The organism is Serratia sp. (in: enterobacteria), assembly GCF_051654945.1.
Lineage (GTDB): Bacteria > Pseudomonadota > Gammaproteobacteria > Enterobacterales > Enterobacteriaceae > Chania.
Map to the genome: position 1 here is coordinate 22,011 of NZ_JBOFZA010000037.1, position 18,006 is coordinate 40,016.

The 18,006-nt window shown below is 53.8% G+C and carries 15 protein-coding genes; 6 read left to right on the forward strand and 9 right to left on the reverse strand.

Annotated elements, in window-relative coordinates:
* The first annotated feature begins 2 nt into the window (after positions 1–2).
* A complete protein-coding gene (locus tag ACRDCA_RS03775; protein ID WP_438688352.1) occupies positions 3–2,048 on the forward strand; it encodes an AsmA family protein in 2,046 nt (681 codons plus the stop codon).
* 37 nt (positions 2,049–2,085) lie between these two features.
* Here ACRDCA_RS03775 and ACRDCA_RS03780 read toward each other — a convergent pair whose 3' ends face one another.
* From ACRDCA_RS03780 to yhjD, 3 genes are all read right to left on the reverse strand, one after another.
* Complete coding sequence (locus ACRDCA_RS03780; protein WP_438688353.1) at positions 2,086–2,838, reverse strand: CDP-diacylglycerol diphosphatase; 753 nt, start codon at positions 2,836–2,838, stop codon at positions 2,086–2,088.
* A 91-nt stretch (positions 2,839–2,929) separates the two neighbouring features.
* The gene (locus ACRDCA_RS03785; RefSeq protein WP_438688354.1) at positions 2,930–4,252 is read right to left on the reverse strand and encodes an MFS transporter; all 1,323 of its coding nucleotides are present in this window, start codon (positions 4,250–4,252) and stop codon (positions 2,930–2,932) included.
* Between the two features lie 341 nt (positions 4,253–4,593).
* Positions 4,594–5,589, reverse strand: coding sequence for an inner membrane protein YhjD (gene yhjD / locus ACRDCA_RS03790; RefSeq protein WP_438688355.1), 996 nt, complete (start codon positions 5,587–5,589; stop codon positions 4,594–4,596).
* A 319-nt stretch (positions 5,590–5,908) separates the two neighbouring features.
* On the opposite strand from yhjD, the gene ACRDCA_RS03795 reads away from it, so the two are divergent.
* On the forward strand, positions 5,909–6,775 hold the full coding sequence (locus ACRDCA_RS03795) for a crotonase/enoyl-CoA hydratase family protein (protein WP_438688356.1): 867 nt from the start codon (positions 5,909–5,911) through the stop codon (positions 6,773–6,775).
* A gap of 3 nt (positions 6,776–6,778) precedes the next feature.
* Here the strand turns inward: ACRDCA_RS03795 and pdeR are convergent, their stop codons facing one another.
* Positions 6,779–8,785, reverse strand: a complete 2,007-nt coding sequence (gene pdeR / locus ACRDCA_RS03800; protein ID WP_438688357.1) for a cyclic di-GMP phosphodiesterase — start codon at positions 8,783–8,785, stop codon at positions 6,779–6,781.
* A 410-nt stretch (positions 8,786–9,195) separates the two neighbouring features.
* Here pdeR and spy point away from each other — a divergent pair, with 410 nt between their 5' ends.
* Entirely contained in the window at positions 9,196–9,699 is a 504-nt protein-coding gene (gene spy / locus ACRDCA_RS03805) for an ATP-independent periplasmic protein-refolding chaperone Spy (protein ID WP_438688358.1), read from the forward strand.
* A 66-nt stretch (positions 9,700–9,765) separates the two neighbouring features.
* On the opposite strand, the gene ACRDCA_RS03810 is transcribed toward spy, so the two are convergent.
* Positions 9,766–10,986: a Tm-1-like ATP-binding domain-containing protein gene (locus tag ACRDCA_RS03810; RefSeq protein ID WP_438688493.1), complete on the reverse strand. Its 1,221-nt coding sequence runs from the start codon at positions 10,984–10,986 to the stop codon at positions 9,766–9,768.
* Between the two features lie 385 nt (positions 10,987–11,371).
* Between ACRDCA_RS03810 and ACRDCA_RS03815 the strand changes: the two genes are divergently transcribed.
* A complete protein-coding gene (locus ACRDCA_RS03815) occupies positions 11,372–11,908 on the forward strand; it encodes a TetR/AcrR family transcriptional regulator (RefSeq protein ID WP_438688494.1) in 537 nt (178 codons plus the stop codon).
* 335 nt (positions 11,909–12,243) lie between these two features.
* A complete protein-coding gene (locus tag ACRDCA_RS03820) occupies positions 12,244–13,095 on the forward strand; it encodes a helix-turn-helix domain-containing protein (RefSeq protein ID WP_438688359.1) in 852 nt (283 codons plus the stop codon).
* On the opposite strand, the gene ACRDCA_RS03825 is transcribed toward ACRDCA_RS03820, so the two are convergent.
* The 3 genes from ACRDCA_RS03825 to ACRDCA_RS03835 are packed head-to-tail and all read right to left on the reverse strand — an operon-like array spanning position 13,085 to position 16,420.
* Entirely contained in the window at positions 13,085–14,872 is a 1,788-nt protein-coding gene (locus ACRDCA_RS03825) for an ATP-binding response regulator (protein ID WP_438688360.1), read from the reverse strand. The two genes, ACRDCA_RS03820 and ACRDCA_RS03825, sit on opposite strands and share 11 nt — an antisense overlap.
* Positions 14,869–15,363: a molybdopterin-dependent oxidoreductase gene (locus ACRDCA_RS03830; protein ID WP_438688361.1), complete on the reverse strand. Its 495-nt coding sequence runs from the start codon at positions 15,361–15,363 to the stop codon at positions 14,869–14,871. The genes ACRDCA_RS03825 and ACRDCA_RS03830 overlap by 4 nt, the downstream gene beginning before the upstream one ends.
* Before the next feature lie 22 nt (positions 15,364–15,385).
* Positions 15,386–16,420, reverse strand: coding sequence for a glycosyltransferase family 9 protein (locus tag ACRDCA_RS03835; protein WP_438688362.1), 1,035 nt, complete (start codon positions 16,418–16,420; stop codon positions 15,386–15,388).
* 239 nt (positions 16,421–16,659) lie between these two features.
* Between ACRDCA_RS03835 and ACRDCA_RS03840 the strand changes: the two genes are divergently transcribed.
* Complete coding sequence (locus ACRDCA_RS03840) at positions 16,660–16,818, forward strand: hypothetical protein (protein ID WP_438688363.1); 159 nt, start codon at positions 16,660–16,662, stop codon at positions 16,816–16,818.
* A gap of 109 nt (positions 16,819–16,927) precedes the next feature.
* On the opposite strand, the gene ACRDCA_RS03845 is transcribed toward ACRDCA_RS03840, so the two are convergent.
* On the reverse strand, positions 16,928–17,974 hold the full coding sequence (locus tag ACRDCA_RS03845; protein ID WP_438688364.1) for a mechanosensitive ion channel family protein: 1,047 nt from the start codon (positions 17,972–17,974) through the stop codon (positions 16,928–16,930).
* Positions 17,975–18,006: the final 32 nt, after the last annotated feature.

The following is an 18,006-nucleotide window of genomic DNA, read 5'->3' on the forward strand; positions in this document are numbered from 1 at the left end:
TAATGACGAGAACAGGCAAAGCTTTCAGCTGGGTTGGCGGCATCGTGCTGCTCATCATCGTGGTGTTGGTGGTATTTATTACTACCTTCGATTGGAACCGTCTCAAGCCCACCATCAATAGCAAAGTCTCTGCCGAACTGCAGCGGCCTTTTGCTATTCGTGGCGATCTGGGAGTTAACTGGGAACGCCACAAAGAGGAGGGTGGCTGGCGCGCCTGGGTGCCGTGGCCGCATATCCACGCCGAAGATATCATGCTGGGCAACCCAGCCAAGATACCGGGTGACGAGATGGTCACGCTGCAACGTGTCGATGCCTCGATCGCGCCGTTGGCGCTGCTGGGCAAAGAAGTGCTGATCCCACGCATCTGGTTGAAACAGCCGAATGCTTCGCTACAGCGTCTGGCTAACGGCGACAATAACTGGACCTTCAACCTGGCCAACAGCGCCGAGAAAGACCCCAACCAACCGCAGTCAGACTGGTCGGTCAGCATTCACGATATCGTGTTTGATCGCGGTCAGATTGCTTTTAAAGACGCCACGCTCAAGGCCGATTTCCAGGCGTTGATCGACCCACTCGGCAAACCTCTGCCCTTTAGTGAAGTTGCCGGTAAGCAACCGGGGGATAAAGCGGCGACGCCGGATTATGTCTTCGGCTGGAAGGTTAAAGGAAAATACAACGGCGAAGCGCTGTCCGGCAGCGGCAAGATTGGCGGCATGCTGTCTCTGCAAAGCGCGGATATTCCGTTCCCGTTGCAGGCCGATGTGCGCTCTGGCAATACCCGAGTACAGGTGGCGGGGACGCTCTCGGATCCGCTGAACCTTGGCGGTCTGGACTTGCGGCTGAAATTCTCCGGTGACAGCTTGGGCAACCTGTATGCGCTCACCGGGGTGCTGTTACCCAACACGCCACCCTATTCCACCGATGGTCATCTTACCGCCAGACTGCATCAGGCAGGCGGTGCGGTATTCCAGTACCAGGGTTTTGACGGCAAGATCGGTGACAGCGATATTCACGGTGATTTGAAATACGTCGCGAGCCACCCTCGGCCCAAGTTGACCGGGGAAGTCCTCTCCAAACAGCTGCGCTTTGCCGATCTCGCGCCATTAATTGGCGCGGACTCCAACCAGCAGAAGGCCAATCGCGGTGAGAAAACCCGCCAGCCGAGCGAAAAAGTGTTGCCGGTTGAGAAATTTGAAACCAAAAGCTGGGGAGTCATGGATGCCGACGTCAAATTTACCGCCAAACGTATTGAGCACGGCAGTTCGCTGCCGCTGAGCGATCTGAATACCCATCTCAAGCTGGATAATGCGGTGCTGCTGATGGATCCGCTACGCTTCGGTGTAGCTGGGGGTAACCTGAATGCCACCTTACGCCTCGACGGTAGTAAGAGCCCGATGAAGGGCCGGGTGGATATGCATGCGCGCAAGTTCCAACTTAAACAACTGCTGCCCAACGTAGAGTCGATGAAGCGTAGTTTGGGCGAATTGAACGGCGATGCCAAACTGAGCGGCAGCGGTAACTCGGTGGCTGATTTGCTGGCGACCAGCAGCGGCGATCTGCGCCTGCTGATCAATGACGGTGTGATCAGCCGCAGCCTGATGGAAATCCTGGGCCTGAACGTGGGTAACTACCTGGTTGCCCAACTGTTTGGCGATGATGAGGTGGGGATCAACTGCGCGGCGGCGGATGTCGGCATTCGCAGCGGGCTGGCGACACCACGGCTGTTCGTCTTTGATACGGAAAACGCCATCATCAACATCACCGGCAACATCAATTTCGCCACCGAGCGGCTGGATCTGTCCATCGATCCGGAAAGCAAAGGGATGCGGGTGTTGACCCTGCGTTCGCCACTGTATGTCAAAGGGACGTTTAAACATCCAGATGCGGGCGTGAAAGCTGGGCCGCTGATTGCACGTGGGGTGGCGGCGGTGGCATTGGGTGTGGTCGTGGCTCCGGCAGCGGCGTTGCTGGCTCTGGTTTCACCCAGTGACGGCGGCGAAGAGAACCAATGTGGGGCGATCCTGCAACGGATGAAGAATAAGAAGTAACGGATAAATCCCCTCACCCTGTGGGTGAGGGGGCGGTTTACTGCAACACTTGGCAGCTGTGATCCTGGATCTCTTCGGCTGAGGCCAGATTCAACTGCCACACATTACGTTTCACGGCCAGCAGTAGGAAATCCTCGCCGGGCATGGCCGTCATCGCCATGCCGTAGCTACCCATATTTTCATCTGCGCCCTCAACCCCCTGGGCCAGCAAACGGAATGCCCCAAGCTGCTTGAGTTCAGTGGCGCTGGCGCGACGGACCAAATAATCATGCCCCAGCAATCCCCCTGGCAACGGCTGCCAACTTTCACTGAAGTCTCTTTGTAACTGTGCCAACCGGGCTTTTACCGCCGGTTGCAGGCAGGAGATATGAATATGCAGCTGATTTTGCGTACGGCCATATTCGGAGTTGATCGCCAGCGAGATGGCGGCATCGTCAATCGGTTTACCGAGTTTGTCCGCCATAAAATGCCGGGCCTGCCAGGCTAAGGCGAAAAAGTTGGCGGTGTCGGGTTGCAACACCTGTGGGCTTTCGATACCGGTGATTTTGGCACTTGGCATTAATAAATACTGTAGCGGCCCGTTGCGGTCTTTCAGCACCACGAACCCTGCCTGCTCATCCACCTGAGCGCAGGGAGCCGGATTATGGTTTTGCTGCTGATTAGGCAGGCATTGCTGGCTGACGATATGCCACAGCGCATCGGGATGGGCCGGTTTCAGCCAGCAATAGGCGGCAACGGCGATAATGACCAACAGCGCAACAGATAAACAGAGCCAACGGCGCAACGACATGAGCGGGTTTCCTCACTGATTGGCGGGATAGCATAGCCGGGTTTGATGACAACAAACAGACGGCCCCCATAGAGTGGGGGCCGGAAGAGGGTTACAGCGACGTGTGGCGGGTTTCTTTCATCAGCAGCAGGGCGATCAGCGTGAGGCTGGCCATGGCCGCCAGGTACATGCCCACGTAGAACAGCCCATAGTTGTTGGCCAACCAGGTTGCAATGTAAGGCGCTACCGAAGCACCCAGAATAGAAGCTACGTTGTACGAGAACGAGGCCCCGGTGTAGCGTACTTCAGTCGGGAACAGTTCTGGCAGCAGTGCGCCCATCGGGCCAAAGGTCAGGCCCATGATGCTCAGCCCCAACAGCAGGAAGGCCATCACCAACACCTGATTGCCGGAACCCAGCATGCTTGGGAACAGGAAGGCAAAGCCAATCATCAACAGGGTAATGACAATCATGGTCTTGCGGCGGCCAAAGGCATCGGCCAGCAAACCGGCGATCGGCACCATCACGCCAAAACCAATTACCGCTACCATCAGCATCCACAGGAAACTGTTGCGCGAATAGCCCAGCCCCAACGGCTCTGCGGCCGTGCCGTAGGTCATGGAGTAAACGGTCATCAGGTAGAACAGCGTATAGGTGGCCAGCATGATAAAGGTGCCCAGGATGGTGGCTTTTTTATGCTTGCTCAGCAGCGTACCGAGCGGCACCTTCACCTGTTTGCCCGCTTTAGCCACTTTGGCAAATACCGGGGTCTCATGCAGCGAAATACGCACATACAGACCCACCAGCACCAGCGCGGCAGAGAGGATAAACGGTACGCGCCAGCCCCAGGTCATGAACTGTTCATCCGTCAGCAGCCAGGAGAGCAGCAGGAAGGTGCCGTTGGCAAAGAAGAAGCCGATCGGCGCGCCCAACTGTGGGAAAGAGCCGTATAGCGCACGTTTGTTGGCAGGCGCATTCTCGGTAGCCAGCAGCGCGGCACCGCCCCATTCGCCACCCAGCCCCAGGCCTTGGCCAAAGCGCGCCAGCGCCAGCAGGATCGGTGCAAAGATGCCGATGGTGGCATAGCTTGGCAGCAGGCCGATCAGCACGGTGGAAACCCCCATGGTGAGCAGTGAGGCAACCAGGGTAACCTTACGCCCGACGCGATCGCCGAAGTGGCCGAACAGGGCAGAGCCGATTGGCCGCGCCACAAAGGCGATGGCAAAGGTGGCGAGCGATTGCAGCGTTGCGGCGGCAGGATCGCCCTGCGGGAAAAAGATATGCGGGAATACGATGACAGCAGCGGTAGCGTAAATATAGAAGTCAAAGAACTCGATGGCAGTACCGACCAGAGAGGCGACAATGACTTTTCCCCGGGAGTTAACCGGAGTGGGCGCGGGTTCGGCGTCCAGAGTGGGTGCGATGGTGGCTTGCATAGTTATTTCTTATATTTTGACTAGGGAAAAATTCATCTTAGTCATAGCAAAATGGCTTTTCAACGGGGAGTCTTTGTACTATCCGGCAAATAAACTGTTAAAAAGACTAATGTTTTAACCCATTCATGTTCTTTGGTCGTAAACGTGGTGAAGTCAGCATTATGCAGAGAAAATGACTGGAAAAGGCGTAAAGAAAAGTTATGCGAAAGATTGTTATGCTGGTTTTTGCCGGTTGGGTATGATGTTTTTAGAGTTATTAACTGCTTTTAAGCCTTGTTTTTGAAATAAAAAGCCAGTCGCAACCTTGCGACTGGCATGAATGCCATGCTTGTGGCGAAGATTCATTTGCCCTGTGGCAGGGTTTTATCTTCTTTGTACTGTGCCGTGGCGATCCAGGCGGCGCAAAACAGCGTCAGGCGGGCAAAGAAGTAGAAGAACGCCATCAGTCCGATCACCGAACCAAAGGCGGCACCGGAAGGCGATTTGGCGACCTGCGGCAGCGTCATGGTCATCACAAACTTGATCGCTTCAAAGCCAATTGCCGCGATTAGCGTGCCGCGCAGCAGTGCCTTCTTTTTCGGCTTATGGCGCGGCAACATCCAGAAGATCCACAGAAACAGCAGGTAGTTGGCAAAGATGGAAATCGACAGTGCGATCAGCGTCATCGCCGGCCGCAGCCATTCAATGTCATCCAGCCCCAGCGCATGCACGATGGCCGCCTGGGCAGACCCCGCAATCGAAGTTAACGACAGCGTGACGATCAGCGCCACCACCAGACCGGTTAATGAAATGAAATCGCGGGTGTAGCGGAAATAGATTTTCTCCTGATCCTGCGGATTGCGCTCCCAAACGTCACGGGACTGGGCGCGGATCGCTTCACGCAGGTTACCCATCCAGCTGATGCCGGAATACAGCGCCAGTGCCAGACCGGTCAGACCCACGGTAGTGCGCTGCTGGATGGCGGTATTCACCGTATTTTTCAAGGTGCTGGCCAGCGTAGGATCGCTGATGCTGTTGACGATCTTATTGATCAGTTCGGCCAGCAGATCCGGGTTGGACGCCAGCACAAAGCCCACGGCGGCAAACGACACCATCAGGATCGGGATCAATGAGAGAAACGAGAAGTAGGTAATGGCGGCGCCAAACTGGCTGCCAAGGCGGTCGTTGAAGCGTTCGGTGGCTCGCAGCAGGTGAGCGACGCTGGGCCAGGCTTTAACGCGCTCTATCAGGCGAGCGAACCCTGAAAGGCCTTCATCCAGTTTGTGGTTGCCGGTTTTGATGGCGATCGTCGGTTTCTCAATGGCCTCAGGCTGCTCTGGAGCGGCTTTGTTATGCATTACGTCACGGTATCCTTCAGATAAACAATGGGCATGTGCTTGATTATAGCCAAATATGCCTGCGATTTGGCCGTTATGGGTGAGATTGGGTTAATTCTGATGATGGCCTCTACCTCCTGCGGGCAATGCGATCGTGCGATTTTGTCCCTTTCACCACACGTCTGATTTTCAGCCGTTTCCCGCAATTTTTATCTATCTGAGCGCCAGGAAGGCTTTTACTCATCTTATGGCGCGCGCTTTTTCACCGGGCATGCGCCTACTGCAGCCGTAGGGGCTGGAACGGTTACCACCTGAATCAATAGATAAAATGGAAGGTCTTATGAAATTATTCAATCATCCCACCTGCCGCCCATTCACCGAAGCGGGCAACCTGTCGCAACTTTCCGCCTATTACGAGGAAGATCGCCACATCATGTGGATGCTGCTGCGTGCAGAGCCGCGCCCTTGTTTCAATCAGGCGCTGATCGAAGACATCATGACGCTGGCGCAGGCGGCAAAAGAGTCGACGTTACAGTTCGATTTTTGGGTTACCGGATCGCTGGTGCAAAACATGTTTAACGTCGGCGGGGATCTGAGCTTTTTTGCCGAAGCGATCAAAAACCGCAAACGTGAGGCGATGATGGCCTATGCCCGGGCCTGTATCGACTGTGTACATGCGGCGGCACGAGGTTTTGATACTGGGGCCATTAGCATCGCCATGGTGGAGGGTAGCGCGTTAGGGGGCGGTTTTGAGGCGGCATTGGCGCACCATTTTGTGTTGGCACAGAACAACGCGCGGATGGGATTCCCGGAAATTGCTTTCAACCTGTTTCCCGGTATGGGGGGTTACTCATTGGTGGCCCGCAAGGCAGGAATGCGTTTGGCAGAAGAGCTGATCTGGAGCGGAGAGTCTCACACCGCCGAATGGTTCGAAAGCTACGGGCTGGTGGATCGGCTGTTTCAACCGGGTGACGCCTATATGGCGACGCGCACCTTCATTGATACCATCAGGCCCAAACTGAACGGGATGCGTGCCATGTTGCGTGCGCGGCAGCGGGTATTGCAGTTGACCCGTTCCGAGCTGATGGATATTACCGAGGATTGGGTACACTCGGCCTTTACCATCGAGGAGAAGGATCGTCTGTATATTGAGCGGCTGGTAATGTTGCAGGATCGGCATACGGTTAACCAGCGCCGTGCCAGCTAAGCGTTAATTCCCGCCCGCATCACTGCGTGATTGCGGGCTATAGGTTTGCAGCCAGTTTTCCAACTGCTCGGGCAGCATTGGCCGGGCGAACAGGAATCCCTGTTTCTCATCGACCCCTACGCAGTCCAGGAAGCGATCCTCACTGTCCGTCTCGACCCCTTCGGCAATCACCTTGAACTGTAGCGCTGCGGCGACCGCGACGATGGCGCGTATCAGTGATTGTGAGACCGGGGCCAGATTGACGCCGCGCACAAAGCTTTGATCCAGCTTGATGGCGTCCAGCGGGATACGTGCCAGCTGCGCCAGAGAGGAGTAGCCGGTACCAAAATCATCCAGATGAACCTGGGCGCCCAAGGCCCGTAGCCGGGCGATCACCTCACGTGCGCGGTTTTCATCTTCTATCAGGCAACTCTCGGTCAGCTCAAAGTCCAGCATGCAGGGATAAAGCTGATTTTCCCGCAGCACCTCAGCCAGATCGTTAACCACGCTGTCATCAATCAACTGCCTGGCGGAAAGGTTAATCGCGACGCGTAAGTTCAGCCCCTGCCGTTGCCAAATGGCTGCCTGTTTAGCGGCGGTTTGCAGCACCCAGCGGCCAAGTGGAGCAATCAGCCCGGATTCTTCGGCATAGGAGATAAACTGTAGCGGCGGGATCAGCCCGCGCTCCGGTGAATCCCAGCGCACTAAAGCCTCTACGCTGTGGACGGCGCCGTTAAGCGCAGCTATCTTGGGTTGGTAATACACCACCAGTTGCTCCTGCTCCAGCCCCTTGCGCAGGTTGGTGTCCAGCCACATATATTCGGCAACGCGGCGGTTCATTTCCGGCGAGAAGACGATAAAGGTGCGTTTGCCATGCTCCTTGGCGACGTACATGGCGGTATCGGCGCTGCGGATCAGGCTGTCCAGATCGTGACCATGCTGCGGGCACAGCGCAATGCCGATCGAACAGCCGGTGTAGACCTCGATCAGGCCGATACGAAAGGGCGTTTGCAGGCGTTCGATAATGCGCTGCGCCAGCTCTTGCAGCATGATCCGATCGGCCTGGGTGACCAGCACCAGAAATTCATCGCCCCCCAGACGGGCTAGCTTTTCCCCGTGATCCAGACAACTGAGAATGGTGCGTGATACCTCGATCAACAAGCGATCGCCAAACATATGGCCATAGGCGTCGTTCACTTTTTTAAAGTTATCCAGATCGAGATAGACCAGTCCGACGTGGCTGTCCCCGCGTTCGCTAATCGCCCGGTTGATATCTTCCTGGATGGCATTGCGGTTGGGCAGACCGGTGATGGTATCGGTATTGGCCAGTAGCCGCAGGCGTTCCTGAGCACGCCGCTCTTCGGTGATATCCGTGCCGGAACAGATCAGAAACAACTCTTTTTTACCGCTGCCGCTGTGGACGAACTTGTTGCGGAACAGGAATAACCGCTCGCCTTTGACCGTTTTGATCCAGCGCTCGACTTCGTACGAGGCACCGTTACGAAAGAATTGGGCAATATTGCGCCGTGATGCCGCCGCCTCTTCGGGGCTCATAAACAGCTTGAAGACGTTTTTGCCAATCACGTCCTGTTCCTGCAGGCCGGTGTACTCTTCGCACAGGCGGTTAAAACGCTGGACGCGTCCGTGCTGGTCAACGATGACGATGACGGAATTGGCCTCCGACACCACCTGTTCGGCAAACGACAGGCCGTGTACCAAATCACGCGCCACGGCCTCGGTATCCGTATAGGCAGAGGCCGTGCCTGCCCACTCAAATTTATTGACCCGGCGGCCGACCAAATGCAGATGGATGGGCTGGCCGCTGAGTGGAATGGTCAGATCCAGGCTGGCGGTGACCCCGCTCAGACGACGGATTTTCGCCGCCTGCATTTCGTCCAGCGCCACGGCAAGGTGGGTTTTGCCTTTGATGGCCGTCAACTCCAGAGCGTTGCTGTCAAACGCCAGATGCCAGTAAGGGCTGCTGGTGCCAAAGTGGGTGGTAAGGAGCATTGGGCCTAGGTCTGCGAACATGATCATTCCTCAAATTAGACTGCCGGACCCTACGCTGCAGCTTGAAAGACGATGGGGATCGCGTGAACGACGTCTGTATAGAGTGTAAAAGAGAACCGCGTACTGCGCGAAAATCAGTTTTTAGCCTCGTTAAGTCATGGTTGCGGCTAGGGGGGCTAAATTATTTCACAACCGGAGCTGGACAAAAGTCACACTGATAATTACGCTTGGGCAATGTAACCTTCCAATTATCAGACGCCTTCTCCATAATTTATTCATAATTGGTGGATATTGCCATTTTTGATTTTAAAAAATTTACACTCCCTCTCATTACTATATATTCAGGCGCATACTATTATTTCCGACGACGAGATAGTGAGCCTGTTAACGTACAGCGCTCCTGATGAAGAATAACTTTTAAGGAAATGATCATGCGTAAACTGACTGCTTTATTTGTCGCTTCAACTTTAGCCCTGGGTTCTGCCTCCGCCGCTTTTGCTGCCGACGCAACCGCCACCCCGGCGACCGCATCGGCCACTACCGCAGCACCGGCGAAAATGATGCACCATAAAGGCCCAGGCAGAGAAGGCCCGTTTGCCGGACTCAACCTGACCAAAGAACAGCGCCAGCAGATGCGCGATATCATGAAAGAGTCGCATCAAAAACGCGGCCCGGGTGCCAAAGACGAGCGCCAGGCACTGCACAGCATGGTCGCTTCAGACAGCTTCGATGAGGCCAAGGCCAAAGCACAGATCGATGCGATCAGCAAAGCACAGTCCGAACATATGCTGGAACGCGCCAAAGCGGAAAACAAAATGTATAACCTGCTAACGCCAGAGCAGAAAAAACAATACAATGAGAATTATCAGAAACGCGAGCAGAAAATGATGGAGCATATGGAAAAAATGCGTAATCAACAGCCTGCTGCTGAATAATTAACATCGTTAGCATAATAAAAAATGCCGGGCTAATTGCCCGGCATTTTTATATTCTGAGACCGCTTATTTAGCCGTCGCGGCAATAGCATTAAATTGTTCGATAATAACCGCGGCGAACCGGGGATCGTTGATATGATAGGGCACTTTGAGCAGCCGGCGTTTTTCAGTCTGTATCAGCGTACGTTCCAGAGAGTGGACAAAGGCGCTCAGCGCTTGTGGATCCCAAAAGGGCTGTCCTGGCGCATCCAGGGCCGAAAAACCGCCCAGCGGTACCACAAAGCAGACCTCCCCGGCACAGGCATTCAGTTTGCCGCCAATCCAGCGCCCTAACTGGGTATTCTCCTGCGCCGTGGTGCGCATTAACGTCACCTGGCTGTTGTGGCTATAAAACTGGCGATTAGCATAGCGGGCCGGAATGGTTTTCGGGTGACCGAAGTTGATCATATCCAAACCTCCGCACGACATCACGCTTGGGATCTCGGTGCGGGCAATCGCCCCAAAGCGATCTTCGTTGCAGGCCAACACGCCATCAAACAGATAGTCACACACCTCGGTAGTGGTCAGATCCAATACGGCGTTGAGCAAACGGCTGTCAATCAGCTTTTCCATGGCCTGCCCGCCGCTGCCGGTAGCGTGAAAGACCAGGCAATCCCAGTCGGACTCAATGGCGCTGGTCACGGCCTTGATACAAGGCGTGGTAACGCCAAACATGGTCAGGCCAGTGGCGGGTTTACTGTCGGCGTCATCATCGATATGAAAGCGGATGGCCCCGGCGATCTGGTTGGCCGCGTTGCTCAACACCTTGCGTGAAATGCGGTTTAATCCGGCGATATCGGTGACGGAATAGAGCATGGCGATATCGCTCGAGCCGACATAGCCTGCAACATCACCTGCGGCCATACTTGATACCATCAGTTTCGGCAGGCCGATGGGCAACTGTTGCATGGCGGGTGTGATGATCGCGGTGCCACCAGACCCGCCTAAACCGAGCAGTGCAGCTACGTCACGGCGTGAGAGTATGAAGCGCTCAAACGCGATGGCCATGGCCGCAATCGCCTGCCCACGGTTGGCACAGAAAACGGCCTGTTCACCTTCCGGGTGGTAACCCGCGATCTCTTGCGCAGCAACGTCGGCGCGATATGTAGCAGGCTGACCGGAAGTGGAGAGATCGAGGGTGATGGCGGGTAAAGCGAGACTGACGATCAGATGACGGACATATTCCAGTTCTTGTCCTTTAGTATCTGCTGTGGTAGCAATATAGACAAAACTCGGGGTGCTGCTCATCATCTGTTCCTGGAAAAGGTTCAGACAAACGTCTGAACAAATTGATTCTAAAGCTAATTATTGTTTTAGGTTGGGAACCCTGGTGTCGGACAATCAACGACTATCGTTTATTTCTTGGCCATAATGAGACTGCCGTATCAATTTTGCAAGTATTAATTTGCTTAAAGTGAGACTTGTGTCCCGTTTTTGGCTATCTTAGCAGTGATTTTTAACGCTGCCGATGGGCCAGGATCTGTCGGTGAGGTTGGCTATCGTATTGATTCCAGGGCTGGAAGGTACGAAGAAGTTCGAGGAAAACGTGCCAATATCCGCATTTCCCGCTCCGCGGGATGAATCTTTGACACATACCCGGGCCAAGACCCGCAGCTTGCTGCTGGCTAGTGCGATGGAACTTTACGATGGCGGCATTTTCCCTTCGATTACCGAGTTGGCGGTGCATGCGCAGGTCTCCCGTGCGACCGCTTATCGCTATTTTCCTACCCAAAGTGCCCTGATTTCCGCCGTTGTGGCGCAAAGCCTGGGGCCGATCCTTGAATGGCAGCCACAGGATAACGATGCGCTTAAGCGTATTCATCAGCTGTTGGCGTTTGCCTATCCGCAGATGGAACGGCATGAAGGGGCGCTGCGTGCGGCGCTACAGCTCTCGCTCCAGCAATGGGCCAATGCGACGCCGGGCGAAAAGTTTGTGCGAGGCAACCGCAAGCGATTGTTGAAGCTGGCGGTGGAACCCTTGCAGGACAAGCTGCCTGCGCCGGCTCTGCAACGCGTGATCCACGCTTTCTCGTTGATCTATGGCTCCGAAGTCTTTCTGGTACTGAAAGACATTTGGGGCTTAGAGTTGAATGACATCCAGGATGTGACCCAGTGGATGGCCAAAGCCATTATTCGTCAGGCCGAAGAAGATGCCCGCACCGGGGAATGAGTGCCAAATAAAAAGCCGGAACCCTTACGGGCTCCGGCTTAACGAGGGGTGAAGCCATTAACTCTGCGGTTAAACTTGCTCAGCTTGCAACTACCGATGATCAGGTGTTGGGCCGGCTTAAAATTTCCCTGGTGTCGTTATGGTCATTACTGGCTTAACGTTTTACTATTATTTTTATAATTTATCACTTCTGATACCATGTTTGACTATAAAAGATGGTATGTCAAGCCAGCTATTAGGCTAAGATTGTATAGTATGCGAGATTTCGATAACGTTTTTGTACGGGGTAGGTGTCAAAGCGACTGAAAAATCAGCGAAAAATATCGAAGGATAAAATGCATAACAATCATCAAAAATTCGATTCGCAGTCGATTGCAGGCAAAGTCAGGGAACTCTTTTTGCAACATGGGATCGGCAAGCGACAACATGCCAAGGAGCTCAGCCGTATTCTGGATCTGAGTTTCTCTCATGCCCATCGCAAGCTGAAAGGCCAGAGTCCATGGACGCTGGAACAAATCAACAGCGTGGCACTGGCCTTGGGAGAAACGCCTGCGGCCATCGTCGATATTCTCCCCGACAGTGAACCGGTTAGCACCACTATGGCACAGGATGCCATCTTTTTACTGGCGGGCGTGGCGTTACCTTGTGTGGCACACATTGGCTGCGAACTGATGGGTGGCAAGCTGGTTGAGTATGTTGGCTTGCAACTGGATGGACAGTGGTCGGTTTATCGCGCCGTCGACGCCCCGCTGGGCAAGCGTTTTGCTGTCGAATTGATCGAGATCCGTCCGGGTCATATCGAAGACGACCGCCTGAGCATCGCGGTATTGGACGATGCCCACCAGGCAGCCGATGAGTTGACCAAGTATCTCAATAGCCAAGGATTTAACGCCGTGGCCTTCTATGACGTCGGTAGTTTCTGTCAGGCGCTGAGTAAGAACCCATTCGATGGCTACGTGTTGGATTGGTTGATCGGCCAGGAGACGGCGCAGAGTTGTATCGAAACCATTCGTACTTCCGATCACGCGGATGCGCCGATCCTGGTACTGACCGGCCAGTTGGGCACCGATCAGCGAGAGTCAGAGATTGCCAGAGCGATGCGTGATCATGACGTACTCGGCCCGTACGAAAAGCCAGTGCGGCTCCATGTTATCGAAGCCGCACTGCAACGGTGCTTTAATCTGTAGCGACAAACAGCGACGTCAGTGAGGTGGACAGCACCTCCATACGCACCGGTTTCATCAGATAATCGTCAAACATGGCGCGTTGCTCGCTGGGCAGCAGTTCAGGCGTGTAGGCGCTGATGCCGATAATCGGGATATTACGGTTCGGGCCGCGCTGCTCACGCAACTGTTGTGCTACCGTCACACCATCGATGCCGGGCATTTGCAGATCGAGCAGCAAGGCATCGTAAGGCCGCCGCAACAGCTTTTGTAACGCACGTTCCGACGAGTCACACAGCTCATGTTGATAGCCCAACTTGTCGAGCAGGGCAATAAAGGCCATCCCTGCGGCAGGGTTGTCGTCTACCACCAGGATTTGCTGCTCTTTTTTCAACCTTGTCGTCTCAACGCGTGGGGCTTGAGACGGCAAAGGTTCCTCACCGATCTCAACGGGAATGCTAACGATAAAGGTGCTGCCTTCCCCCACTTCGCTGTACACCGTGATGGTACCGTCGAGCAATTCAACCAGGCCGTGAACGATCGCCAACCCCATGCCAACCCCGCTGTACTGACGGGTGTTTGACTGATCGAGCTGGGTAAACGGTTCAAATATCTGCGGCAGCAGCGCATTGTCGATTCCGATACCGGTATCCGTCACCTCGATGATCAACGAGCTACCCGCCGGTTGACTGCGCAGACAACTGTGCAGCGTGATGGTACCGCTTTCGGTATATTTAAAGGCGTTGGTCAGCAGGTTAACCACGATTTGCCGTAGCCGCTGTGGGTCGGAATAGACCAGCGCATGGGTAAACTCCACTTCGCGCACCAGTTTGATCCCAGGTTTATGGGTCAGCATGGCGATTTCATCCGTGGTTTCGTCAATCACCTGCTGGGCATTAAAGGGAACGATGCGCAGCTCCATCATGCCGCTGTCCAGGCGAGCATAATCGGTAAGATCCTTCATCTGGCTTTCTATCTGCTCGGCGGCGGTTTCCAGCCGGTGGAAGGTATCTTTGTGCTCATGGGAGACGCGCGTATTGGTCAGCACATCGATGGCGGACATAATGCTTTGCAACGAGGTGCGCAGTTCATGACCAATAGCGCCAAGGAAGGCGTTTTTGGTGCGGATAGCCTTTTGTTCCGCCCGGATGGCCTTCGACTGCTGGCTGATGGTTTGGCGCTGCTGGCGAATGACAATCAGCGTGATGGCAATCAGCGCGATCACCGAGAACATGATGATCACCAGGCCATAAAAGATGATGTGCCTTTTCTCGATAAAATCTTCGTAGGCCCCGGTGCGCTGCTTCACCTCAGCGTGGTCCGCCAGGTTGGCCATCATGATGGCAGAGGGTTTGATTTGTTGCATGGCTTGCGAAATCAGCCCCAGATCCACCTGAGGGCTGTTGACCAACTGATCCAACTGGGTGATTTCAAGGCGCATCTGTTCAACCAGCTCGGGATAACCAGGTTCGTGATACAGCGGCAAGGTTGATTCTGACGGACGGGCTAGCACCGAATAGCGTGAATAGAGAATATCGAACCGCAGCCGCAGGTTATCGATATCCACCTGATTGGCACTTTTTTGCTGTTCCACCAGAGTTTCAAATTCCGCCAGCTTGATGGCGAACTTGGCGATCGACCAGGAATAGTTCTCCTGGGTACCGGCAACGGCATACAGCCCTTTTTTCGACAGGGTAGCGCTGTAATAATACAGCGTCACCGTCGAGGCGAGCAGAAACAACGCGGCAAAAATGGCTGGAATAGCCAATCTGCCGCTGTCTTTGAAGCGGACTGACTTCATTTAATTACTATCCTGTTGATCTGCCAGATAAAGCGCGAGTTATACAGCGGAGAATTGAGCTCCGCACCCCCGGCATCGCGGGGATAAATCAGAAACAGCGGCCCGAAATCGCGCACCTTTAACATCTCCCCGCCCATTTTATAGGCCAGGATCATATTGTATTTAGCCACGTCCGAGATGGGCACATCAATAGAATAATCGTTAAGCGCGTACAGCGTCATCATGGTGCCTTCGGCACCGGCTCTCGCCAGAATATCGCCCAGCAAAACGCCATCGAATTTTACCCTGGGCGTCCAGGATGTGGTGGTGGTGATGCTGTGAACCGGCATGGCAAACAATTCCTTATCGCTAAAGACGTAGGTCTTGTTCTCGGCGTCGGTGGTGTTTTTAATCTTGCCGCCGATTTCCAGGGTAAAGCTGAGTGCACTGGTTTGGGTGATCGCCAAAGCCAGCAGGGCAAAAATGGTATTTCTCATTGCGGTCAACAGCATCGGAAGTTCTCCAGACCGTGGATCACGCCCACGGCAATTCGTTTAGCTTCAGGGTAGTAAAGGCTAGTTCGACCCGTTCCAGGTCAAGTTTTCTTGCGCTGGCCTGCAGGTTATCCAGCTCGGGGATGGCAAAATACACAGACTGACATAAAGGATAGTCTCGTACCCGTAATTTGGGAGCGATCGAGGTAAAGAAGGCGGTGGTCGGGACATCGTAGCCTGCGGCAATATGCACCGCCGCGGTATCCGATGTCAGCACGTAGCGGGCATGTTTCACCCAAGCCAGGAAATCTGCGGTAGCGGTGGAAAGAGGTTGAATATCCACGTAATGCGGATGATCCACCGCGCCGAACCCCAGCACTGGGCAGCCAAACTTCTCCCACAGAGTATTCACCAGTGGCACATGAGCACCGGCCGGGATACTGCGTAACGGTGTGCTGGCGGTGGGGCAAAACAGCACGTAGGGCCTCTCCTGCCAGCGCTCAGGCAATGGCGGCAGACACAGTTTTTGCATCCAGCGGTTGGTTTTCGCCGCAGCGGGAATCGCGGCAGGCTCAACGCCCAGCGCCTGCAAGAAGAAATCAATCATTGGCAACGTGCTGAAGGCTGGCCAGAACAGCTGATTACCGGCATCGATACACAGCTCTTGCTGCGGGATATGTTCCGCTTTCCAGGGTAACCAACGCAGATCCGCCACCACGCCTGCCGCCAGATGGTAAAGCTGATCGACATAATTGGGGGCGCGCCCTGGCCGGTAAATAATACTTTTCAGGCAGGGATTAAACTCACGCAGCGCCTCGATTGCGGTCAGGCCAATAATGGAGTCGCCCAGCGTTACGCCCATGCCATTAATGATGTGCACGACCGGCTCGTGACCATAATCCACGCTGAAAGGGGAAGCGGCGGCGTTGCGAATACCTCGATGGCCCGCCAGGCTAAAATAGTTTCCGGAAAAGCTCTCCTGCTGCTCAAGATCCCATGACGCGACCATGACGCCGTCCTGAGTCAGCAAACTTCCCTGGTGATATAACACTTCATCCTTTGTTAACACTTCCATGATATGTCCTATCTGCGAAGGCGCGGCTAAGGCTCAGGGGAATAAGCAAAAGAATGGCAGAAAATGCCGCGCTTTGCAGGTGAGAATAAGTTAAATCGCATTAAAAAGACTGGAGTTTGTGCCTTGGCCGCAGAGCAACAGGAAGGCTGCTCGAATAGACAAGATGCCATCAGCGTTAATTTTCGCTAGATTGAGGTGATTTTGTCGTCAATGGATAGCGGTATCGGCAGGATAATGAGATGAAAAAAAGCGTACCGGTATTGGTTTTGGCGATGATTGCGCCCCCTGACGTTAAAGCCGAAGAGGTTGCCGGGGTTGACGAAACGCCAGCCATGTTGCGGCTTTATGGGGGGAGATCCCGGTACCTGCTGTCTGAAATCCATAAATTAGCAATCTGAAGACTGTCTGCTGCCTGCATGTGTCGCTCCTGTCATTGGTGGGATTTGTCAGCAGCGTCGTCTGGCAGGACATCCCGCTAACGTTCAACAAGGTATCAACGCCAGTACATTATTTCGCTTGTTCCTCACCAGCAGATATCTCGTTTTGCTGGTTATCGAAGTAAAGCGTGCTGCTCGGGAATGCAAAGTCCGCCCCATGCTGATGGACGATATCAATGATCTTTAGGTAAACCGCCTGCTGGACCGCCAGCCACTCACCCCAGGCGGTTGTCTTGGTAAAGCAGTAAACCATGATGTTTAACGAGGAATCACCAAATAAGTTAAAGTTGACCAACAGGGTTTTGCTCTTATCGATATTATCGTTCGACTTTAGCATCGCCAATATATCTTGGGTGATGCCAGCTATCTTGTCCGCATCTTCATAGCGCAGGCCGATAGAGGTCTCGATACGGCGATTTGTCATTCTGCTCGGGTTTTCAACGCTGATCGATGAAAATACCGAGTTTGGGACATATAATGGCCGCTGATCGAAGGTGGTTATCTTGGTCATTCGCCAACCCACCTCGACAACCGTGCCCTCGATATTTCTATCCGGTGAGCGTATCCAGTCACCGATTGAAAAGGGACGATCAAAATACAGCATGATGCCAGAGAAAAAGTTACTCAGGATGTCCTTCCCGGCCATGCCGATGGCGATACCGCCAATACCGCCGAAGGTTACCAACCCTGACACGCTCATGCCAAAATGCTCGCCATACAGCAGTATCATGATCACAACAATCGTTGCTTTTAATATGCGGGAAATGATGTGGGTAGTTGTGATATCTCGCCCTTTTTGGATCTGATTCTTTTCCAGGCGATTGATCATCAAAAACAGTTTTCTAAGCAAAATAACCGAAATAAGGGTGGTACAGAAAAAATTGATGGTACGAGATGAGATAAAGGAGATTTTATACGTCGCAACGGCAATTTCCGCGTAGCCACCGAGTATGGTAATAATACAAACCCAAATAATAAATTGAGAGATATGTACGATAACGCCAAATTTTCCTTTTTCTCTTTCCCGGTCATAGATAGTTAATCCAATAATAGCGACAATACACACGGCCAATATGCTAACGCTGGCTATATTATTAGAAACAAATTCACTATCCATATCATTACCCCTAAATTCTTTTTATATGCCAG